The sequence below is a fragment of the Terriglobales bacterium genome (assembly GCA_035487355.1).
Classification (GTDB): Bacteria; Acidobacteriota; Terriglobia; order Terriglobales; family Acidobacteriaceae; genus QIAW01.
This window is the reverse complement of the sequence record DATHMF010000073.1, coordinates 82533-101454: the sequence shown is the minus strand read 5'-3', so window position 1 is coordinate 101454 and position 18922 is coordinate 82533. Positions and strand designations below refer to the sequence as shown.

The following is an 18922-nucleotide window of genomic DNA, read 5'->3' as shown; positions in this document are numbered from 1 at the left end:
CACCAATAACAAATCATGAAACGTCCAAAACGCAGGATAGCGTCTCGCCCTCTGCGAGTTTCAAAGGGCGACCTGTTTACTCGGGCCGCACGGGACTTGGTCGCTTGCTGCATTTCGCCTACTCACGTTTGGATCTGATACTTACAATTGCACTGGGCGCGTTGCTTTGGCGAGAAGTGATGCGTCCAGCGGCCGCTGGGCCACCTGTGCTCCCCCCTCTGGCCTATCTGGACTATTCATGGTTCCTTGAAATGGCCTTCAAAGCCCATCACGGCATTCTATTTGGCCGAGATGTTGTTTTCTCGTACGGCCCGCTCTATCAGTGGTTGTGGAGCCTTCCTTCGCGGGCGCAAGGCTTTTCATTGGGTTCGTTCTTCGCGACCCATGATCTGTTTCAGTATGGGATGATTCTTGCTCTCATCTACGGAGCGACGGCATTCTTGCTGCACGGTTACGCTCCCTGGAAAAGGGCATTTTATATTTTGATGATGTTTGCATTCTGGCCCCCGGAACAAGTGCGCGCGTCGTTCCTGCTGTTTGTGGTGGCGTGTGTGATTTACCAGGTACAACGCACAATTGAAGGGGAAACTGTGCCAATTGTGCGTGCCGCGGTCACGTCCATGGTGGTCGTAGGGAGCTTCCTGATATCTCCGGATTGCGGTACCTATGCCTGCGCAATATTTGCTATTGCGGTGGTCGTAAATCTGTGGTTTCTGCGTGCAAACATGAACAAGATACGGCGAATGGCATGGTTTCTGTCTCTGTCGGCTATTTCCGCAGCCGTATGGGTGTTGCTCATCAACAATTTCATGCGCGCCCCATTTTATTTCGGTTTCTGGCGGGATGAGTTCGCGCTGGTCAGCATGTACCGCTGGACAATGGGGCTCGGTATGAACAGGCAGATGTACCATCGGTTTTTTGCTTTCATCGTCTTTGGCATCTGCACATTCATTTTCGCATGGGTGCGGCGGCGTCCGGGCTCAAGGGAGCTCCTTCAAAATCCGGCATCTCTGCTGGCGGCATTCCTTTGTTGCCTGCTCATACTGCAATCAGGAGCTATACGCGCCGACTGGGGTCACATCATGCTGGGGGCTTCCCCACTGATTACTCTCGGCTTTGCTGTACTGATGGGAAGTGCAAATCAAGAAAATTATAAATGGACAGGTGACTTGCCGGTTCTCCTTGCGGTGATCTTGACTGGAGTTTTTAGTGGACCAAGCTGGTATCTCCAGCCGCATACCATGGCTAGCGCTTTTAAGCCTCTCGGAAAAACCGTTTGCCCAGCCGACAGAATTGAATTCGATCACGCCTGCGTCGTCCAGCAGGACTACGCAAGACTGGCCCCGGTTGCCGATTATTTGACGAAGCACACATCCCAGCAGGACCGCATTCTGACCTTCCCTTACGAGAACATCTACGGAGACGTTACCAGAAGAATGGTGTCAGGCGGTACCTTGCAGCTTAACGCGGCTGCGGGTCCATATCTGACCAAGCGTAACCTGGAAGGCATCGAAGCTGATAACCCGCCAACCGCCATTTATTCCGTAGATAACCTCGCCGAGACCATTGGTGGAGTCCCGAATTTCACTCGCGCCCCTGAGCTATGGTTCTACCTGCAAAGCCATTATCAGCAGGAAACTGAAATTGTGCCTGGCATCATTGCATTGCGCTCCAGCCAGGAGCGCCAACGGAGGTGGAATATGCGCACAACGCCGCTGGCCCTGAATCCCCTTGCCCAAACAATCAGGTTGAACAAGGATCTGGTCGTGGCTAGTTCTCTCCGTTGGCCTGCCGATGCAGATTTTTTGCGGCTCCGGGTCACGGTTCAGTATCCTTTCTGGTGGAAGCTTTCTAAGCCTAGCAACGCTCTCATAGAACTACGAAGAGGTGACGGTTCATACGTGGCCATCCCGGTCCTGATCCCTCCGAATACGCCAAGCGAAATCTGGGTTTTCCCCTGGGATGAGCAACAATTAGCGCGTTACTTTGCGCCTGGTGCGGAAACATGGCGAACCAGCGATCGAGCGCCGATCACGGAAGTACGACTCCGCTTCGAACCGATGGACTTTCTGTCTGTTGCACCTTCGAAGGTAGTGGTTGACAACCTGTCAATAGCCAGCGTGACTTTGAATTAAAGTTCAGATGCCCTTGAATATGGGCCATCTCCCAGGTAGGTGGAGTTTGTTCCAATTGTTTAACAACTTCGTTGCCATACGCCGCAAATCTCTCCCAGATACACTGGAATATGTATATCCCCGACCGGTGTCCGCGAGAGCATTGCGTGACCGAGCGACGCCCCAGGTATCCGATGCTGCTTGAGACGATGTAGAACATAGGAAATGGAAAATAAAGCAGGACGTTGGCGAAAATGCACCCAACGCAATTGGGCCTGTGCTCCACAAAGCTTCAGACTCTCACGATTGAAGTAGTTCAGATGTTCAGGCAGCAGCAAAGGCCAGCGCGAACCTAATATTCGTGCTTGCATGCTGTCCAAATTGGGCACATTGAGGAGAAGATAGCCTCCGGGCTTAAGCAAAACGGCGCAATCGTGAAGGAATTTCACGGGTTCCGGAACATGTTCGAGGACATCCCATAGAGTCACCGCATCGAACGAAGCCGCCGGGAAAGATGCCTTTTGTAAGGTAGTGCAGAATACTTCTGCGCGCCTCGAAAGTTTCTTGCAGGCCTCTTCGTAAAATACCTTCGCCGGCTCAATCCCGGTTACAGCCCAGCCCGCTTCTGCTGCAGCCCACAAAAAAGCACCGGAAGCACATCCAACGTCAAGAAGATGCCCTCCCTTGAGATATTGGTTTAGGATTTTCAAGTGCCGCCGCGCCGTCGCATTTCGGCCTTCGGCTTGCGATTCATAGATTTTGTTATCAAGTTGGCCATAGAGCCGCGCCAATTCGTCGTCACTCAACCGTTCCTCAGAAAACCCGAAACCACAGCTCTGGCAACGCAGAATTCTTCCATGTGACACCTCGATTCTAGACGAACCGAGAGTGTCACCGGATAAACCGTTTCCTTTAGATTGAAGGTGCGTTTGTACTTGCGTGGCTCCGCATATAGTACAGGGTTTCACATTAGTCCCAGTTATGTCAGTTCCTTAAAAATCCTACAGACGGTGTCATTTTTTTTGTAGCATTTCATCCCTAAGATGAGCGGGGCTTACGTTTTCTGCGTAAAAAGCTTTGCCGCGCCACGCCCTCCAGAGTGTTTTCAAAAGCGCCAGAAAATAATGGGGGGCCACGTTCAGTATCCGAAAGGAAGATTTGCCCATCTCAATCGTGCGGTTCACCCAAGACATGGGGACTTCGTGGATATCATAGCCGGCCAGCAAAGGTTTGAGTCCAGTCTCTACGTTGGCGGCAAAATGCGCCTCTTCGATCTTGAGATTCTTGAAAATATGGGCGCGATAAAGCTTTAAGTTGTTGGAAATATCCCGCACTTTGCCCAGCAAGAAGAGCTTGACCAGAAGATGAAATGCCCGGTTACAGATGATCTTGAAGAACGGATAGTTGATCAGCATGGAGTCATGTGAAAAGCGGCTGCCAATAGCGCCGTCATGACCGGCGGCAACGACGTCAAACAAATCGCGGAACTCCGGCAAAATCTGGACAAAATCACAGTCCATGCTGAGGATATATTGACCACTGGCGGCGGCGTATCCATCGCGCAGGGCCCGTCCGACCCCGTTGGGTGGCTTTCGATCAACAAGTTTCACTCGCGGTTCTTGTTGCGCAACTTTCAGAGTAACTTCTGCTGTTCTATCCCGGCTGTTATCGTTCACAATAATGATTTCATAAATATATTTGTCATAGAACCGCACGAGCGAGTGTACAAGATTCGGAATATTCATTTCTTCATTGTGGCAGGGGACCACAACCGAAACCGAGCCAAACAGTTTAGGATGTCGCGCGAGGTTGACGGCTGGACGGCGCGCTGTGTCATCTCCGGGCTTTCGCGCCCAAATGTAGAGGGTACCGCAAAGTTCACGAACTACGGGAGCGTGTTCAAACACGAAGGCGATGGATTGGACAAAACGGATAAGAAAACGCGGAGTCAAAGGATGAATAATATCGTAGGGGATGACATCAATATTCGTAAATCCCTGGTGCGACGCCATTTGCAGAAGATGATATTTCCGCATCCCTATCTGGCAGGGGGCCTCGCCGCTCAGCTTCCTTGTGGATGGAAGCAAAGTCTTTAGAAATACTTGCGGGTTCCAGTAGTTATTTTCAAAAAACAGGATCTGGCCGCCAGGCTTAAGAAGGCGGTTGAGAATCCACAGGTTTTGTGGATATTGGTCATGACAAAGGATCCCCGTACCCACAATGTAGTCAAAGCTCTCTGCCGGCAAGTCCTTTAGCAGATCCTGGACATGTGTAAAACGAGTATTAGCAAGCTGCCGGTCAGCCGCAAACAGCTCTTGATTAAAAACTGCCGCCACGATCGGATTTTCCCCGCCAAAAATGGAGGCGAGGTGCTCGGTCCAAAGTCCGCTTCCAGCACCCAACTCGAGGATGGACTCTTCTGGAAGAACATGAAAACAATGCCGGACGGCCAGGGCGCGCCAACGCAGCTTGACCGGTGATGTTGATGGATAGCGCAGCCAATAAGACTCGCGGCTCCATTCCATTGCCTTTAAGTTCTGCTCGACGGAGATTGTCATACTTTGCCAGCGTAACTCGCCGGTTGCCGAAATTGAGGTTCAACTCCGATTGAGAATGAATGGATCTCACGTGAATTGAATCAAGACCTCATGGCTCAGTTGCTGCAGCTCCTTACTATAAGGAGCAGTGGACCATGGTCCATTCCAGAACTGAGGTTGAGACGTGGGCTCTGCGTGCAAACCGGCTGGCATGAATATAACACGGCATGTTCGCGGTCTTCTATTTCCATCCGTTTGTAGTCCGATTCAGGACTGCATCCTGGCGGTTTGGGCTTCAAAAATATCCTGCAGGATACCGCGCATGTCGTATTTATATTTCCATTCGGGATAGTGAGACTGGAACTTTTTCACATCGGAGATATACCAGATGTGATCTCCGGAGCGGTTGTCTTCGGTGTAGCTGTGCTTCAGCTTCTTGCAGGCGAGCTCTTCGCACATGGTAATGGCTTCTTTCATGGAGCAATTGCTATGGCGCGATCCTCCCATGTTGTAGACCTCGCCGCTCCTGGGATTCTTATAAAAATGGTAGAAAGCGTTGACCATGTCATAGCTATGGATGTTGTCCCGCACCTGTTTCCCTTTGTAACCGAAGACCGTATATGGATTGCCCGAGATGGTGCACTGCATCAGATAAGCCAGAAATCCATGGAGCTGCGCGCCGGAGTGCGAAGGACCGGTCAGGCATCCTCCACGGAAGCTGGCGGTCTTCATGTCGAAATAACGTCCATACTCTTGCACCAAAATATCCGCCGCAACTTTTGATGCGCCAAATAAAGAATGCTTCGAGCTGTCAATGGACATTGACTCGTCAATGCCAATCTCATAGCGATGCCCGGGCTCGATCTCCCAGCGGGTTTCCAGCTCCCGCAAGGGCAGCAAATTCGGCGTGTCGCCATACACTTTATTGGTGGAAGTAAAAATGAATACCGCCTTGGGCGCAAACTCACGGGTCGCCTCCAGCAACACCAGGGTCCCGTTGGCATTGACGGTGAAGTCTTCGTGCGGGTCCTTGGCGGCCCAATCATGCGAAGGCTGGGCAGCGGTGTGAATAATGATTCCCAGATCAGAGGAGTGTTCCCGGAAAATATTCTCGATGGTTTCCCGTTCGCGGATATCCACGTCATAGTGCAGATATTGCCGGCCGTACTTTTCCTTCAACAAATCCCGGTTCCACTTGGTGGAAGCGCCCGGGCCGAAGAAAGAGGCGCGTAAATCGTTGTCTATACCGACGATGGTAAATCCCTTCTCTGCAAAAAAACGGACTGTCTCTGAACCAATCAGACCCGCAGAGCCGGTAACCAACGCTACAGCCATGCAATGCTCCTTGTGAATTTGATCTTGATCTCCCCGGCTTACGTGAGAACCGGGCGCAAGATGGTCTCGTGTTCAACGATCCATTGGTGGATTTGTTGTAGCGCCGCTGCCGGAGAAATAACAGGCTGCCAGCCGGTTCTGCGCATGACCCGCGTCGAATCCGTAATAAATACAGGAACGTCGCCGGGACGCTCTTTCTCCACTTTTTCTATCGTAATACGGCGGCCGGTGATTTGCTCGCAAAGCTGCGTAGTTTCGAGCAATGACAGGGCAAAATCCGCGCCTCCGCCCGCGTTGAAGGTCTCTCCATCCAGTTCGGCGAAATGGTCTAACTGATAAAGAACGAGCTGCAGCAGATCGTGAACATGCAAGGCATCGCGCAACTGCTTGCCGCTGCCGCCGTATCCGATATAGCTGAGCTTTCTTTGAAAATAATGCGCCGCCATCCAGAGGACAAATACGCCTTGATCAATTTTGCCCATTTGCCAGGGCCCGGTCACAACTCCGCAACGGTTGATAATGGCCTGCAATCCGTAGGCCTGGCGATATTCTGCAATCAGCATCTCCGACGCCAGTTTGGTGGCTCCGTAGAGTGTGCGGTAGCCGTGCAGAGGGAATTCTTCCGAAATTCCCGCGCTTGAAACCCCAGGCAGGTCCTGCCGCGAATCCCATGTGAAGCGCGTCTCTTTTTCGATCAACTTCAAAGAGTGCATGGCCGGAATGGGATAGACCCGGCTGGTGGAAAGAAATAGCAATTTGGCGCCGGTTTGGCGCGCCCACTCCAGTATGTGGATTGTCCCGACCAGGTTGGTTTGCAGCACATATTGTGGCGAGCTTACCCCTGCCAGCACAGAAGGTTCTGCAGAACAGTCCAGGATGGTGCTGGGCGGCGCCGTTCCCGTTCCGAGGTCCAGATCGGAAAGGAAACGAATATCGCCATGCACGAAGCCTATGTCTTTGGCCTTGAGACGCGGCAGATTCAGCTCAGAACCGCGCCGCCTTAAATTGTCCAGGCAAGTGACGCGCCAGCCGGGGTGGGCTTCTTTAATTCCGAGCGCCAGGGAGCTGCCTATGAATCCTGCCCCTCCCAGCACCAAAATGTGCTCTGCCATAAACCCTTATTTTGTTCCTTGTAAGCGATTTTAGCGAAGAATATTTTTTGAATCGCTTTCCTGCGAAAGCAGTCCTTCACCAACCTCTTCCGGTTTCCGAGCAGGATTATGACGGCGATCATAGTCACCACGCGAAAGGTGCTTCTCCAACCAAACATAAAGCACGATAAATAAATACCGGCTCCCCATTTCCTTGATTTTGAGCTTGGAAACGCCCTCTTTACGGTTGTACCAGCGTATTGGGATGACACTGTAACTGTAACCGCGGGTGATCGCTTTTAAAGGCAGCTCCACCGTGAGATTGAAGTGATGGCTCAAGAGCGGCTGAATGCCTTGAATTACTTCACGACGATAAATCTTGAATGCGTTGGTCACATCGTTGTAACGCATCCTAAAAATGACACGAATAAACCAGTTGGCCATGCGGTTCAATATGAGCTTGTGCCACGGATAATCAACCGTTTTCCCGCCCTTGGAGAAACGCGAACCGAAGATGCAATCGTAGCCTTCCTGCAATTTCCGGTAGCCTGCAACCAAATCCTCGGGATCGTCAGAGCTGTCCGCCATGATGATGGCTACCGCGTCCCCGCGAAACTCTCCTAATCCCCGCCGGACGGCAAATCCGAAGCCGTTGGGAGGAGCATTGTTGACCCAGCGCACATTGCCATAAGCCGCGGCCAACTTCTGGCAGACCAGCGGCGTCGAATCGCTGCTATTGTCATTCACAATGACAATTTCGTTAGGAATGTGTTCCTTTTCCAGGATATCAACTAGGGCGGCAACCGTGGCTTGCAAACTGCCTTCTTCGTTATGCGCCGGAATGACAACCGAGAGCTTCACTGCGTCTCTACCTTGAATTTTTTTTCGACGCCCGACTCTGCCAGGCGAGTAAACTTTTTCTCTGTCGAATCATACACCCATGCTTTGAGAATGCCTTCTCCCGGGGGCAGGAATTTTGCCGGAAAAGATACCGTCCATCCTGAATGTAAATATCTTGAGTCTCGCCGAAGAGCGGCTAGATCAGGCCGTGCCACCCCTCCCACTATCGCTCCAGTGATGAACGTCTTCTGATTGCCGTAAGAAATCAGGATCAGTTTGGGCACTCCGCGGGATTGAGCATCACTGTGTTTCTACTCTGAACTGTTTTTCCCCGCCCGACTCCGGCAGGCGGAGGAATTTTTTCTCTGCCGGATCATACACCCATGCTTTGAGAATGCCCTCTCCTGCTGGCAGGAATTTTGCGGGAAAAGATACCCTCCATCCCGAATGGAGGTATCGTGGATCTCGCCGCAGAGTGGCTATGTCGGGACGACCTCCCCAACCTACTACGGCCCCAGTAATAAAGGTCTTCTCGTCTCCATAAGAAATCAGGACCACTTTGGGCAGTCCGCGGCCTCCCGGCAGAGAGGCCCACCCCGAAACCGTAACTTGGTCCCTGTGCCGCCGTAAATGCATCAAATCTCCCGATCCGTCGGCAGATTCGAACAATCCATAGTCCGGCGAAGGATGGTCCATAAAAACAACACCTGAAGCCAAATGGAGAAAACCAAGATCGTTCAACAGCTCAGCCGGGGGACGAATGCCTGGCCCCGGAAAAACCGAAGCAAAGCGCCCCTCGGGCGACTCGTCCATCGCAGGATCCATATAACGGACGAGCTCCACAAATAATTTCGTATGAGAAAGATCTTCCTTCAAAAGACGGGCCGCAGTGAGGGAACCTGCTGAGCCAAATATCATGAGAGCCGTGAGAGCGCCCACTAAAAACAAATAAACTTGCATCCCTTTGTGCACGCAGGCCAAGCGGCCTAATTGGATGGTAGCAATCGAGACAAATATAGTTCCGGTGATATACCTGGATTGCATGGCGGCGATCACCCCTTCGCCGCTTCTGCCTGCGGTCACCATGGCTGCAAACAACAGCCCGAAGAGAGCTACCGAGAGCCAAGGAACGATTATGTCTTTCCGTTCGTGGCCGCGAAGCAATGCCAGGCATGCCAGAAGGGCCAGCAGAATAACCCCTCCCATCACGCTCGCCATTGCGATGGAGCTGAAGATTTCACCCCACTGGCAAAATGGGGCCCCGAGCAAAGCAAGATAAAATTTAGCGGCCTCCAGCGGATGAGAAAGAAAATGCAGGGGATTGTCTCTCGTAAACCTGAAGTGATAGGTGTAGAGCACAAGCGATGCCGCAAACAAAAGGCCCCAGATGCAAAATTTCCAGATCTTCGGCTTTCCGGCCCGCAAAAAGACGATGCAGGGGCACAAGGCAAACCATGAGAGCAACCCTTGCGCGCTGGAAAAACTGGCAACCAAGCAAAAGAATGCAACCAGGCCGAAGCGCGTCCAAGGGTGCAATTTTTCTATGAAACAAACACCAATGGCAAGCGAAACCGAAGCTTGAACCAGAAGGAACGCGCCTCCTATTCCCCATAACCAGGTTCCATATTGCACAAAGGAAAAGAGAAAAAGGCTGGTTGTGAAATTTGCTAGATTGAACAAGTTGCTGCTGGTCTGTTTCGCCTGGCGTAAGGCAAGCTGATAAAAAACGGCGAAAACAATCAACGCAGGAACCAGATTTAACATCATTTCAACTCTGAGGTTCCAGTGGGTTGCGAAGGCCAACGGCGTCCAGATTAACCGGGGGAAAAAAAGCCGATGCTCATTATTTAGAGCAAAGAAATCATTGAACGACACAGTCTTGTACCGTACTGCATGAAACAGGTAGGCCTGAAACCACTCGTCCATGATGGGGACGTTTGTGCTGAAACGGGAAACAAACCAGACCAGCAGAAAAAAAGGGCTGAAATTGAGAAGATGCCAGATCCAGGAAATTTTAGGATGATGAGTTTTATCGCTTGCAGCCAGAAACTGTCGTGAATCTGAGGCCAGCGAAACTTTAGGTTCAGCCATAGGAACGATTTTTCTTTGCCGAATCATACACTATGCTTTGAGGACGCCACTCCTCTGCCCGACTTTTTTCGTCGCAGTTTATATGTTTATTTATGTGGTTATAATTAACAGCAATGGTTAAAGTTTCCGTCATTGGATCCGGGTACGTCGGTTTAGTCGCTGCGGCGTGCTTCGCTGAATTGGGCCATGAAGTCATTTGCGTTGATAACGATGCGCGCAAAATTGCCGGGCTGGAGCGGGGCGAAACACCCATCCATGAAAAATTTCTGCCTGAGCTTTTGGCCCGCCATCGCGGCAAGCGGATCCGTTTCTCGGGCTCGGTGAAAGATGCAACCCGCGCCAGCCAGGCCATCTTTATCGCCGTGGGTACGCCGCCGTCGGAAAACGGTGAGGCTGACCTTTCCTATGTGGAGGCTGTTTCCCGCGAGATTGCGCAGGCGATTGCGGCCAATCCTAACGAATACAAGATTGTTGTGGAAAAAAGCACCGTCCCGGTGGATACCAGCCAGGGGGTTCGCCGTGTCATGGAACTGAACGGCGCTCCTAGCCACCTGTTCGATGTGGCCTCCAATCCAGAATTCCTGCGGGAAGGCACCGCAGTGACAGATTTTCTGTATCCCGACCGTATTGTTATTGGGGCAGACAGCGAACGCTGCATCGCCCTGCTGAAGAAAATTTACGAGCCCTTGACCGACGGCAGCTACTACAAAGACAAGAACATTATCCCTGAACCGGATGACGCGCGAATTCCTGCGCGGCTGATTGCCACCAGCGCCAAGAGCGCGGAATTGATCAAACATGCTTCCAACGCTTTTCTGGCGATGAAAATTTCTTTTATCAATGCGGTGGCGGCGGTTTGCGAAAGCGTGGGGGCCGATGTTGGTCAGGTGCGTGAAGGAATGGGGGCTGATATCCGTATTGGCAAACGCTTCCTCTATCCGGGTGTGGGCTACGGCGGCTCGTGTTTCCCCAAAGATGTAAAGGCATTTCGCGCGGTTGCGCAGCACTGCGGATATGACTTCCGCCTGCTCGACGAGGTCATGAAGATCAATGATGACCAGCGGCAACGGTTCATCAAGAAAGTGCGCAATGCTCTTTGGATCCTTAAAGGCAAGCGGCTGGCGGTGCTGGGCCTGGCGTTCAAGGGCGGGACGGATGACATTCGTGATTCCCAGGCCATCGCCATTGTGCAATCGCTGCTCAAGGAAGGTTGCACGATTGCGGCGTATGATCCTGCCGCCATGCCGAAAACACAGGCGAGCGGAGCGTTCTCCAGCGAAGCTGTGTTTTTTGCCGCAAATCCTTACGATGCAGCCAAGGACGCTGACGCTGTGCTGGTGCTGACCGAGTGGGAGGAATTTGCTTCGCTCGATCTTGAGCGGCTGCGGACAGCGCTCAAGCACCCCATCATGGTGGATGGACGCAATCTTTATCAGCCGCAGATCATGGCAGAGCTGGGATTCACCTATATCAGCGTTGGCCGGCCAGATGTTTCTGCCAAGAGAAATGCGGCAGTGCCTGCTCCTGGCGCCGACTAATAGACGAACCATTGAGGAATGCTTTGCAGCCAACCCAAAGAATTTTAGTCACAGGTGCGGCCGGCTTCTTGGGCTCGCATTTGTGTGACGCCTTACTTGGCAGTGGCCATTCGGTCGTTGCTGTAGATAATTTGCTGACGGGACGAAAAGAAAACCTGCAGCACCTTGCGCGCGACTCAAAGTTCGAGTTTGTTGAGCAGGATATCTGCAAGCCCTTCGATCTCGGCCATGTAGATCAGATTTACCACCTTGCCTCTCCCGCCAGCCCGGTGGACTACATGACCCACGGCATCGCCACGCTGAAAGTCGGATCGGAAGGAACTTTTAATGCGTTAGAGCTTGCCAGGAAATATTCGGCGCGGTTCTTTCTGTCTTCCACTTCGGAGTGCTACGGCGATCCGCTTGAGCATCCGCAAAAAGAGAGCTATTGGGGCCATGTGAACCCCATCGGCCCGCGGTCGGTCTATGACGAATCCAAGCGCTTTTCTGAAGCGGCGACCATGGCTGCGCACCGCTACTGGAAGGTGGATGTTCGCATTGTCAGAATTTTCAACACCTACGGGCCCCGGATGCAACTGAACGACGGGCGAGTGGTACCTAACTTCATGAAGCAGGCACTGCGGGGAGAGCCGCTCACGGTTTACGGCGACGGAAGCCAGACGCGCAGCTTTTGCTACGTCTCCGATGAAATTGATGGGTTTGTGCGGCTCATGGCGTCTTCAGAGGTGCTGCCGGTCAATATTGGCAATCCGTCCGAGTTCACGATCCTGGAGTGTGCAAAGCAGGTGCTGAAGATCACCGGCTCCAAGAGCAGCATCAAATACGAGCCGTTACCGCAAGATGACCCCAAGCAGCGCCGTCCCGATATCACCAAAGCGCGTCAGTTGCTGGGCTGGGAGCCCAAAATTGACCTGGAAGCCGGACTTAAGCTTTCACTTCCATATTTCCAGCAGGCAGTCGCCCAGGAGAAGACTCCGGTTCGAACCGCCTGATTCTTTGTTTTAGGTCGTCCCCCCACCCCACTTGCTGGCTTGTGGTTGAAGTGCCCAAAATCACGTCTGACCCGCGTCATTACTGGCTAAGATCGATCGGGGATGGGGGACTTGCTGGCAGTCTGGGGGACGTGATGAAAGCAAATAATGAAGACAGCCCCAAGAGCGCAAAAACTCACCCGTTCGATCTTACTGGCAACGAATTTTCAAAGACCATTTCGTTCATCGGCCTAAGCCACGCATTCTCAAATGCTTTAAGAAATGCCTCAAAGAGAATGATGATCTACAGATCCTCGAAATGCAACGGTTTGATATCACTTCTCAAACCCGGAATTTACTAGAACAAGGGATGCTCAACCCTTGTTCAGATGGGTGGAGAACTACCCCTCTCAGGTACAATGCAGCCATCATATGAAATATTGCCGCTTCAAATTGGGAGACAAGACCCGCCACGGACTTATTGAGACAGTGGATGGCGCGGAGATGATCTCATGCATGTTGGGCGTTCCACCCAGCGAAACCGACCCTTGGGGAACAGTCATCCCGGATTTTATTCCGCCGGAGCGCATCCCGCTCTCGGAGGCCAAGCTGATGGCGCCGGTGCATCCGCACAAGATCGTATGCGTTGGGCGCAACTACCACGACCATGCCAAGGAGCTGGGGAACGAGGTCCCCACCGAGCCTTTGCTCTTCCTGAAGCCGCCTTCGAGCATCATCGGGCCGTTGAATGATATTCGCCTGCCTGAGATTTCCGAACGTGTGGATTACGAGGGCGAGCTGGGCGTCATCATCAAAAAGACCTGCCGCAAACTGCGCGACGACCAGGACGTGCGTCCGTTCATCTTCGGCTACACCTGTGTTAACGACGTTACCGCGCGCGACTTGCAGAAAAAAGACGGCCAATGGACGCGGGCCAAAGGTTTTGACACGTTCTGCCCGGTCGGTCCTATCGTGACCGATGAAATTGATCCGTGGGCGGGAATTAAAGTGGAAACCATCGTCAACGGCGAGCTGCGCCAGAGCGGGAGTACGCGGGACCTGATTTTTTCCCTGGATGTGGTTATCCGCTACATATCGCGGATCATGACGTTGTTCCCCTTCGATCTCATTTGCACCGGTACTCCGGCAGGCGTGGGGCCTTTGAATAAAGGCGATGTTGTAGCGGTGAAGATTGAGGGCATCGGTACGCTCAGTAATCACGTTGTTAGTGATTAGTAATCGCAAAAGCCTTTCGCCGCGGATCAACGCTGATTTTTCTGTAAGGTGTGATTCTCGAGGATCTCAACATGCTCATCAAGATTCTTCGGAGAATGCCTTGAAATAGTATGAACAACCGAAACATTCTCGGGGTCCTTCGACTCGGGCGTTCGCCCTCGCTCAGGATGACAATTTTGGAGAGTGCTGGTTTTTCGCGGGCCTCAACAACGCTAGACAGCTTCTAGCTTTCTATGGCCAGGCAGTTGTAACATCTAATCAGGACAAAACTTATGAAATTTTTTATTGATACCGCCAATATTAACGAGATTCGCGAGGCTGCTGCGCTGGGCATTCTCGACGGGGTCACCACCAATCCTTCCCTGGTATCCAAAGAGGGTAAGCCGTTTAAAGAAACCATTCTCTCTATCTGCGAAGCGGTCAACGGACCGGTGAGCGTAGAAGTTGTGGCCACCGACGCGGGCGCCATGTGCACAGAAGGCCAGGGATACGCCAAATGGCATAAGAATGTAGTGGTCAAGCTACCCACGACCCGCGACGGAGTGAAAGCCTGCAAGTGCCTGAGCGAGCAGGGCATCAAAATCAACATGACGTTGTGTTTCTCGCCCACGCAGGCGCTGCTGGTGGCCAAGGCGGGCGCGACCTACGTCAGTCCTTTTGTCGGGCGGCTGGATGACATCAGCCAGAACGGCATGGACCTGATCCGCCAGATCGTGCAGATCTACAAGAATTACAACTATCCAACCCAGGTGCTCACAGCTTCAGTGCGCCATCCGTTGCACGTGGTGGATGCGGCATTGGCCGGCTCTCACGTGGCCACCATTCCGTTCAAAGTGCTGGACATAATGTTCAATCATCCGCTCACGGATAAAGGGTTGGCACAATTCCTGAAGGATTGGGAAAAGGCCAAAGTTTAGAGCTGGTTTTAGTAAATCAGCACGGTGGCGGGTTTTGAAAAACCTCAGGGGGCTAGTATAAAGCGCGTGTGGGCAAGATGCCCACACGACAGCCGGCTGGACGCCTGCGCTGCTTCAAAGCACAGAGAACCGCACTGGATGGTTGTGCATCCAAGAAAATTGATGGTTCAGCTTGGCCGAGTTCTGTAGTAGTTTAGATATATTGCAAGGTTAGCTCGCAATGACGCAAGCCCTTCAACCCCCCAAAAAGCACGCACGATGAGCGCATTCAGCTTCTATCCCATTGTTATCGCCGTCGCCGTCGCCCTGGCCGCGGGCTCAGTCTATTGGCTCTACAGCCGGCGCAAAACACCGGAGGAGCGTGAGCGCGAACGCCGCCTGTGGCTGGCCAACAATGGACGCATCATTGACGGAACCATCATTGATATCTGCGAGCTGCCGGATGCCCACCATCCTAAAAATAAAACGAAGTCTTCTGCGGGCCTGGCGCAGATGCTGATCTTTCACTATGACGTTGCCGGAGTCACCTATGAAGCCTCGCAGGACGTTACGCACCTGCAGGAATATGTAGACCCCAAGAACTGCCGCATTGGCGTGCCGGCTTCGATCCGATACGATCCGCAAAATCCGGGGAATTCCATCGTCGTGGCTGAAACGTGGACGGGGTTGCGAAAAGCTCCTCCAATTCGTCTAGGGATCATGGAAGATGACCCGACGCTGGAGTCGCGGGAGTGATTGATGCCTTACCCCTCCGCTACTAACGGCCTACACTTGTGCGAAACCGCCATCCACGAACAATTCCGCTCCCGTGACGTAGCTGCTGTCGTCGGACGCGAGAAACACCACGGCCTTGGCACGCGCCGTATCGGATGATGCGCTTTCGCGCGAAATCCTCAAGACCGTGGCAGAGCTTTTGAAGAATCAGGCCGCATAGAGTCACACTGCGACATCACCGCGCTAGCTTCTTAAGACAACTGCCCTGCCCGCCGGTTCAATGAAAAAATATTCCGCCTAGCGCAATAATCCCCAGCAGACAACATGAGACCGACGCGGTAACCCGCAACACGCCCAGGGGAAGCCGGTTGCGCAGGCTTAGGCCAAGCGTCATGGCTAAACCTCCTTTGGTTGCCATTGCCAGTGTTCCACCCAGCCAACTTCCCAGAAGAGAATGGGATTTCATGGTCAAGGCCGCCAACGCAATCTGGCCGGGGTCTCCCCACTCGGTGAAGAAGAGCGCGCCGAAGCAGATTGCGGCCGCTTTCCACCAGCCGGTGTTCACCGGATGCTGCCTGGGCATGGGTTCGGGTTCCTTGAACCAAATGAACAATGCAGAGAAGAAGAAGGCCGCGGCACTCAGGACGTCTACCCACTGCGAATGCAGTTGGACCAGCACTTGGGCGAGCAGTACGGCCGCCAGGGCCTTGGCCGCGAAAGCCGCTGTTATCGCCACGAAGACTACTCTTGGCCGAAAGCGCAGCGCGAGCGAGGCGACACTGTAAATGGATTTGTCGCCTACTAGCTCGGCCACCAGGACCGTCCAGAAAGATAACAGCACGACATAGCCGAACGACAAGTTCAGTCCCATACTCACACCCCGTTTTACCCTCTCGCTGAACCGCTACATGTCAAACCCACTCGATCTTCAGAACGGGATGCAGCTCGATCACGTTGGGCGCGGCGCCGGTCGCTCCGTGGGCCCGATCGAAGAAGCCTACACCTGTGATCCGGGCTTGCGTGGGAGTGATTTGTGTCGCGAACAACGGCTGTATGACTCCCGACCCTGGCTTCGGCGTCGTGAAAGACAGCACTGCCGGCGCGGCTGCTTGCGGCTGGAACGTCAGCGCCCCGTGGGGAACGTACTTGCCGTTCAGCAGCGCAAAGGTCGCGGGGTTAAGTTGTTTCACGAGTTTGTCGTCAATCTGCTGCCGCGCCTCTCCGATGTTGGTTAGCCAAGGGCTGTCGCCCACAAATACGGAAGTCGGAGTCGGGATTTCGCCCACCATGTTCGCGCCGCTGGCGCCCTGGAGTACCAGATGGTAGTCGCCATCCTTCTCGTGCTTCAGCGCGATGATCGTGACCTCGATTCTCCAGATGGTGATTTCCGTGACTCCAGCCCGAACGCTCTTGAATGCCGGCGGGTCCTTGCTTGGATCTTCCAAGCCGGGCGGCCGCGGAAAGGTAATCAGCTCTTCCAAGCTGGTCTCGACAATGCCGGCCCCGAGATTATTTCCATCAATCACGTTCTTGCCTACCTTCGCTCTGTCTGGATCGGTGCCGGTCTTGACCGGCCAACGTTCCGACCCTGGACTATCGAGCGGCGCCGGCGCCGCTACCGCTGCCCACGGAGCTGCTTGGGGCGCGCCGCCAGTAAACCCGCATGCTTGCTTGATCTTGGCTGCCACACTGGGGCTCACGACCGGCAGTGCGTTCACGTCAGTAATCGGTCCGCCATCTGACGGTGGTGTGGGCGGCAAGGGACCCGGCGGCATAGGCGGCGTCGGAGGTGGTGTGGGCGGTCCCGGCTGAATTGGTACAGGGCCTGGGCCCGGCGCAGCCCCGGCATCGCTGGCGCGTCCAAAAACAACATAGCGTGGTGTCGCGTCGCGGTTCGATCCGTCGCCAGCTCCCTTCATGGTGTATCCTGTCGCCGCAAACAGCTTCTGGTCGGGAAACACTGGCCGCACGGTTAAGTAGTCTCCCCACTGCGCGTCCGCTGTTCCCCTCTCACCCGGCGCAGTCAACATGTCTTTACGCGTACCCGTCAAAATACCCACCATGTGCGATGGGAACTGCTGGTCGCCGCCGATCATGTAAGAGATTCCGACTTCCTTCTCAGCGTTGGAAGACAATGCGCCGTAGGCGGTTGCCGCATTGAGATCGAAAACGTTGATGTTGTCGAGCAGCGTCAAGTTGGTAGCATCAATGCGCGCAATCTGCACAAACGCATTCGGACGCTGATTCGAACCTTTGTCAACGGACCAGGCGAACCACACCTCATCACCTGTAAAAGTTGCGCCGGTAATACGCGGATCGGCCCGGTCCAGCCAGCGCTGCCCGTCAGGCGTACGCGACTGATATCCCTGGCCGCCGATCCAGCGGGCCACGCCTATATCGGTAGACATGGGCGAGGCCTGGCTTTCATCCCAGGAGAACACTCTCAGCGTGCTGGTGTCGAAGTGGGCTGCAAAAAACGCAGTCGTACCGGAATTCTGTGCCACGCGAAAGCTGTTTAGATCGTTCGAGAGAAAAACCTGTATCCTCACCTGCCCACTATCAATGCCATCAAAGGGCAGGCGGACTACCGCTGCACCTGCAGACTGTCCCTGAGGGGTAAAGAGATTAGTCGTGACGTAGAGAGCGTTTGCCCCTACCGCGATATCGGGGAAATCCATGAACTGCCCGGCGACGCCCAAGCTTTGCGTGGTGATGTCGAATAAACGCCAACGCCCAGCCACTACGTCAGCTGACTTGGCGAAAGCTAAGCGCTGAATGTTATCTGCCTGAGGGCCGGTTTTGGGGCCGTATTGCAGCAACCATACGAAAGTATCTATCGCGGCGATGTAGTTCACCACCTGGTCGCAGCAATAGCCCAGGTTAGGAGGATCTGGAAACGCAGTGAAAGGATCAATGTATTGAAACGTCTGACCGCCGTCTGCGGAGCGGGCTGCATACCAGTTCCCGGTGTAGACCACCACCTGGCCATTGGCAGCAACACTGGGTTCTCCGACGCTGGAGGCTAAATCCTGCTGTCCGGGCTGGACTAGTTCGGTGTTGGTCACCACCGTCACATCATCGGTCGCAGCTCTTATGGTCGGGGAAAATGCCTGCGATTGCAGGTGGAAGGAAATCTCGCGTGTGGCACTGTGAAACGCCCGTTCCTTGCCTTCCCGCACCCGCGGCAAAATGCGTCGAGGATGAATTCTTTCCCGCTTCACGCGTGGCTGTGGCGGAGCATCGAGATGTTTGACCTTAACTGGCTTTGCCGTCACAGCCTTCAACTGGACACTGGCTTTGATCACGCCCCGCGGCTTCTTTCCAACTGCTCTCTTGGCATCGCGCTTCTTCATTGTGTTCTCCTCTAACCTGGTTGCGGTTGCTCGCTTGTCTGGCCCGGCCGTCGTGCCGGACTCGGAGCGCATACGCAGGAAATTCTGCGGATCGCTTTACTGTTCTAGTGTCATGAATCAGAAGTTCGTTGCATAGAAACAGTCCTGTTTCTACTTACTTCTTCGTTTTCTCTTAAGGTCGCCTC

General features: G+C 53.7%; 15 protein-coding genes. 6 read left to right on the top strand and 9 right to left on the bottom strand.

The genetic code is table 11. From position 1 onward, the window contains the following. Positions 1-179 precede the first annotated feature (179 nt). Complete coding sequence (locus tag VK738_13500; protein ID HTD23667.1) at positions 180-2135, top strand: hypothetical protein; 1956 nt, start codon at positions 180-182, stop codon at positions 2133-2135. A gap of 59 nt (positions 2136-2194) precedes the next feature. Here VK738_13500 and VK738_13495 read toward each other — a convergent pair whose 3' ends face one another. The 6 genes from VK738_13495 to VK738_13470 all read right to left on the bottom strand — a co-directional run bounded on the left by VK738_13495 (position 2195) and on the right by VK738_13470 (position 10008). Then, entirely contained in the window at positions 2195-2920 is a 726-nt protein-coding gene (locus tag VK738_13495; protein ID HTD23666.1) for a class I SAM-dependent methyltransferase, read from the bottom strand. Between the two features lie 207 nt (positions 2921-3127). Next, positions 3128-4672, bottom strand: a complete 1545-nt coding sequence (locus VK738_13490; protein HTD23665.1) for a glycosyltransferase — start codon at positions 4670-4672, stop codon at positions 3128-3130. A gap of 246 nt (positions 4673-4918) precedes the next feature. After that, positions 4919-5986, bottom strand: coding sequence for an NAD-dependent epimerase/dehydratase family protein (locus VK738_13485; protein ID HTD23664.1), 1068 nt, complete (start codon positions 5984-5986; stop codon positions 4919-4921). A gap of 38 nt (positions 5987-6024) precedes the next feature. Beyond that, positions 6025-7098, bottom strand: a complete 1074-nt coding sequence (locus tag VK738_13480) for an NAD-dependent epimerase/dehydratase family protein (protein ID HTD23663.1) — start codon at positions 7096-7098, stop codon at positions 6025-6027. Between the two features lie 30 nt (positions 7099-7128). After that, the gene (locus VK738_13475; GenBank protein HTD23662.1) at positions 7129-7938 is read right to left on the bottom strand and encodes a glycosyltransferase family 2 protein; all 810 of its coding nucleotides are present in this window, start codon (positions 7936-7938) and stop codon (positions 7129-7131) included. 279 nt (positions 7939-8217) lie between these two features. After that, positions 8218-10008 carry a hypothetical protein gene (locus VK738_13470; GenBank protein HTD23661.1) on the bottom strand — a complete coding sequence of 597 codons (1791 nt, stop codon included), beginning with the start codon at positions 10006-10008 and terminating at the stop codon, positions 8218-8220. A gap of 113 nt (positions 10009-10121) precedes the next feature. Between VK738_13470 and VK738_13465 the strand changes: the two genes are divergently transcribed. The 5 genes from VK738_13465 (at position 10122) to VK738_13445 (ending at position 15405) form a co-directional block, all read left to right on the top strand. Continuing rightward, complete coding sequence (locus tag VK738_13465) at positions 10122-11546, top strand: UDP-glucose/GDP-mannose dehydrogenase family protein (GenBank protein HTD23660.1); 1425 nt, start codon at positions 10122-10124, stop codon at positions 11544-11546. A gap of 11 nt (positions 11547-11557) precedes the next feature. Next, the gene (locus tag VK738_13460; protein HTD23659.1) at positions 11558-12538 is read left to right on the top strand and encodes a UDP-glucuronic acid decarboxylase family protein; all 981 of its coding nucleotides are present in this window, start codon (positions 11558-11560) and stop codon (positions 12536-12538) included. 411 nt (positions 12539-12949) lie between these two features. Further along, positions 12950-13753, top strand: a complete 804-nt coding sequence (locus VK738_13455) for a fumarylacetoacetate hydrolase family protein (protein ID HTD23658.1) — start codon at positions 12950-12952, stop codon at positions 13751-13753. Positions 13754-14025: 272 nt separating this feature from the next. Next, on the top strand, positions 14026-14670 hold the full coding sequence (fsa, locus tag VK738_13450; protein ID HTD23657.1) for a fructose-6-phosphate aldolase: 645 nt from the start codon (positions 14026-14028) through the stop codon (positions 14668-14670). 258 nt (positions 14671-14928) lie between these two features. After that, positions 14929-15405: a hypothetical protein gene (locus VK738_13445; GenBank protein HTD23656.1), complete on the top strand. Its 477-nt coding sequence runs from the start codon at positions 14929-14931 to the stop codon at positions 15403-15405. 30 nt (positions 15406-15435) lie between these two features. Here the strand turns inward: VK738_13445 and VK738_13440 are convergent, their stop codons facing one another. From VK738_13440 to VK738_13430, 3 genes are all read right to left on the bottom strand, one after another. After that, the gene (locus tag VK738_13440; GenBank protein HTD23655.1) at positions 15436-15567 is read right to left on the bottom strand and encodes an SDR family oxidoreductase; all 132 of its coding nucleotides are present in this window, start codon (positions 15565-15567) and stop codon (positions 15436-15438) included. Positions 15568-15661: 94 nt separating this feature from the next. Further along, a complete protein-coding gene (locus VK738_13435) occupies positions 15662-16255 on the bottom strand; it encodes a TMEM165/GDT1 family protein (GenBank protein HTD23654.1) in 594 nt (197 codons plus the stop codon). A 40-nt stretch (positions 16256-16295) separates the two neighbouring features. After that, the gene (locus VK738_13430) at positions 16296-18737 is read right to left on the bottom strand and encodes a hypothetical protein (GenBank protein ID HTD23653.1); all 2442 of its coding nucleotides are present in this window, start codon (positions 18735-18737) and stop codon (positions 16296-16298) included. Positions 18738-18922 lie beyond the last annotated feature (185 nt).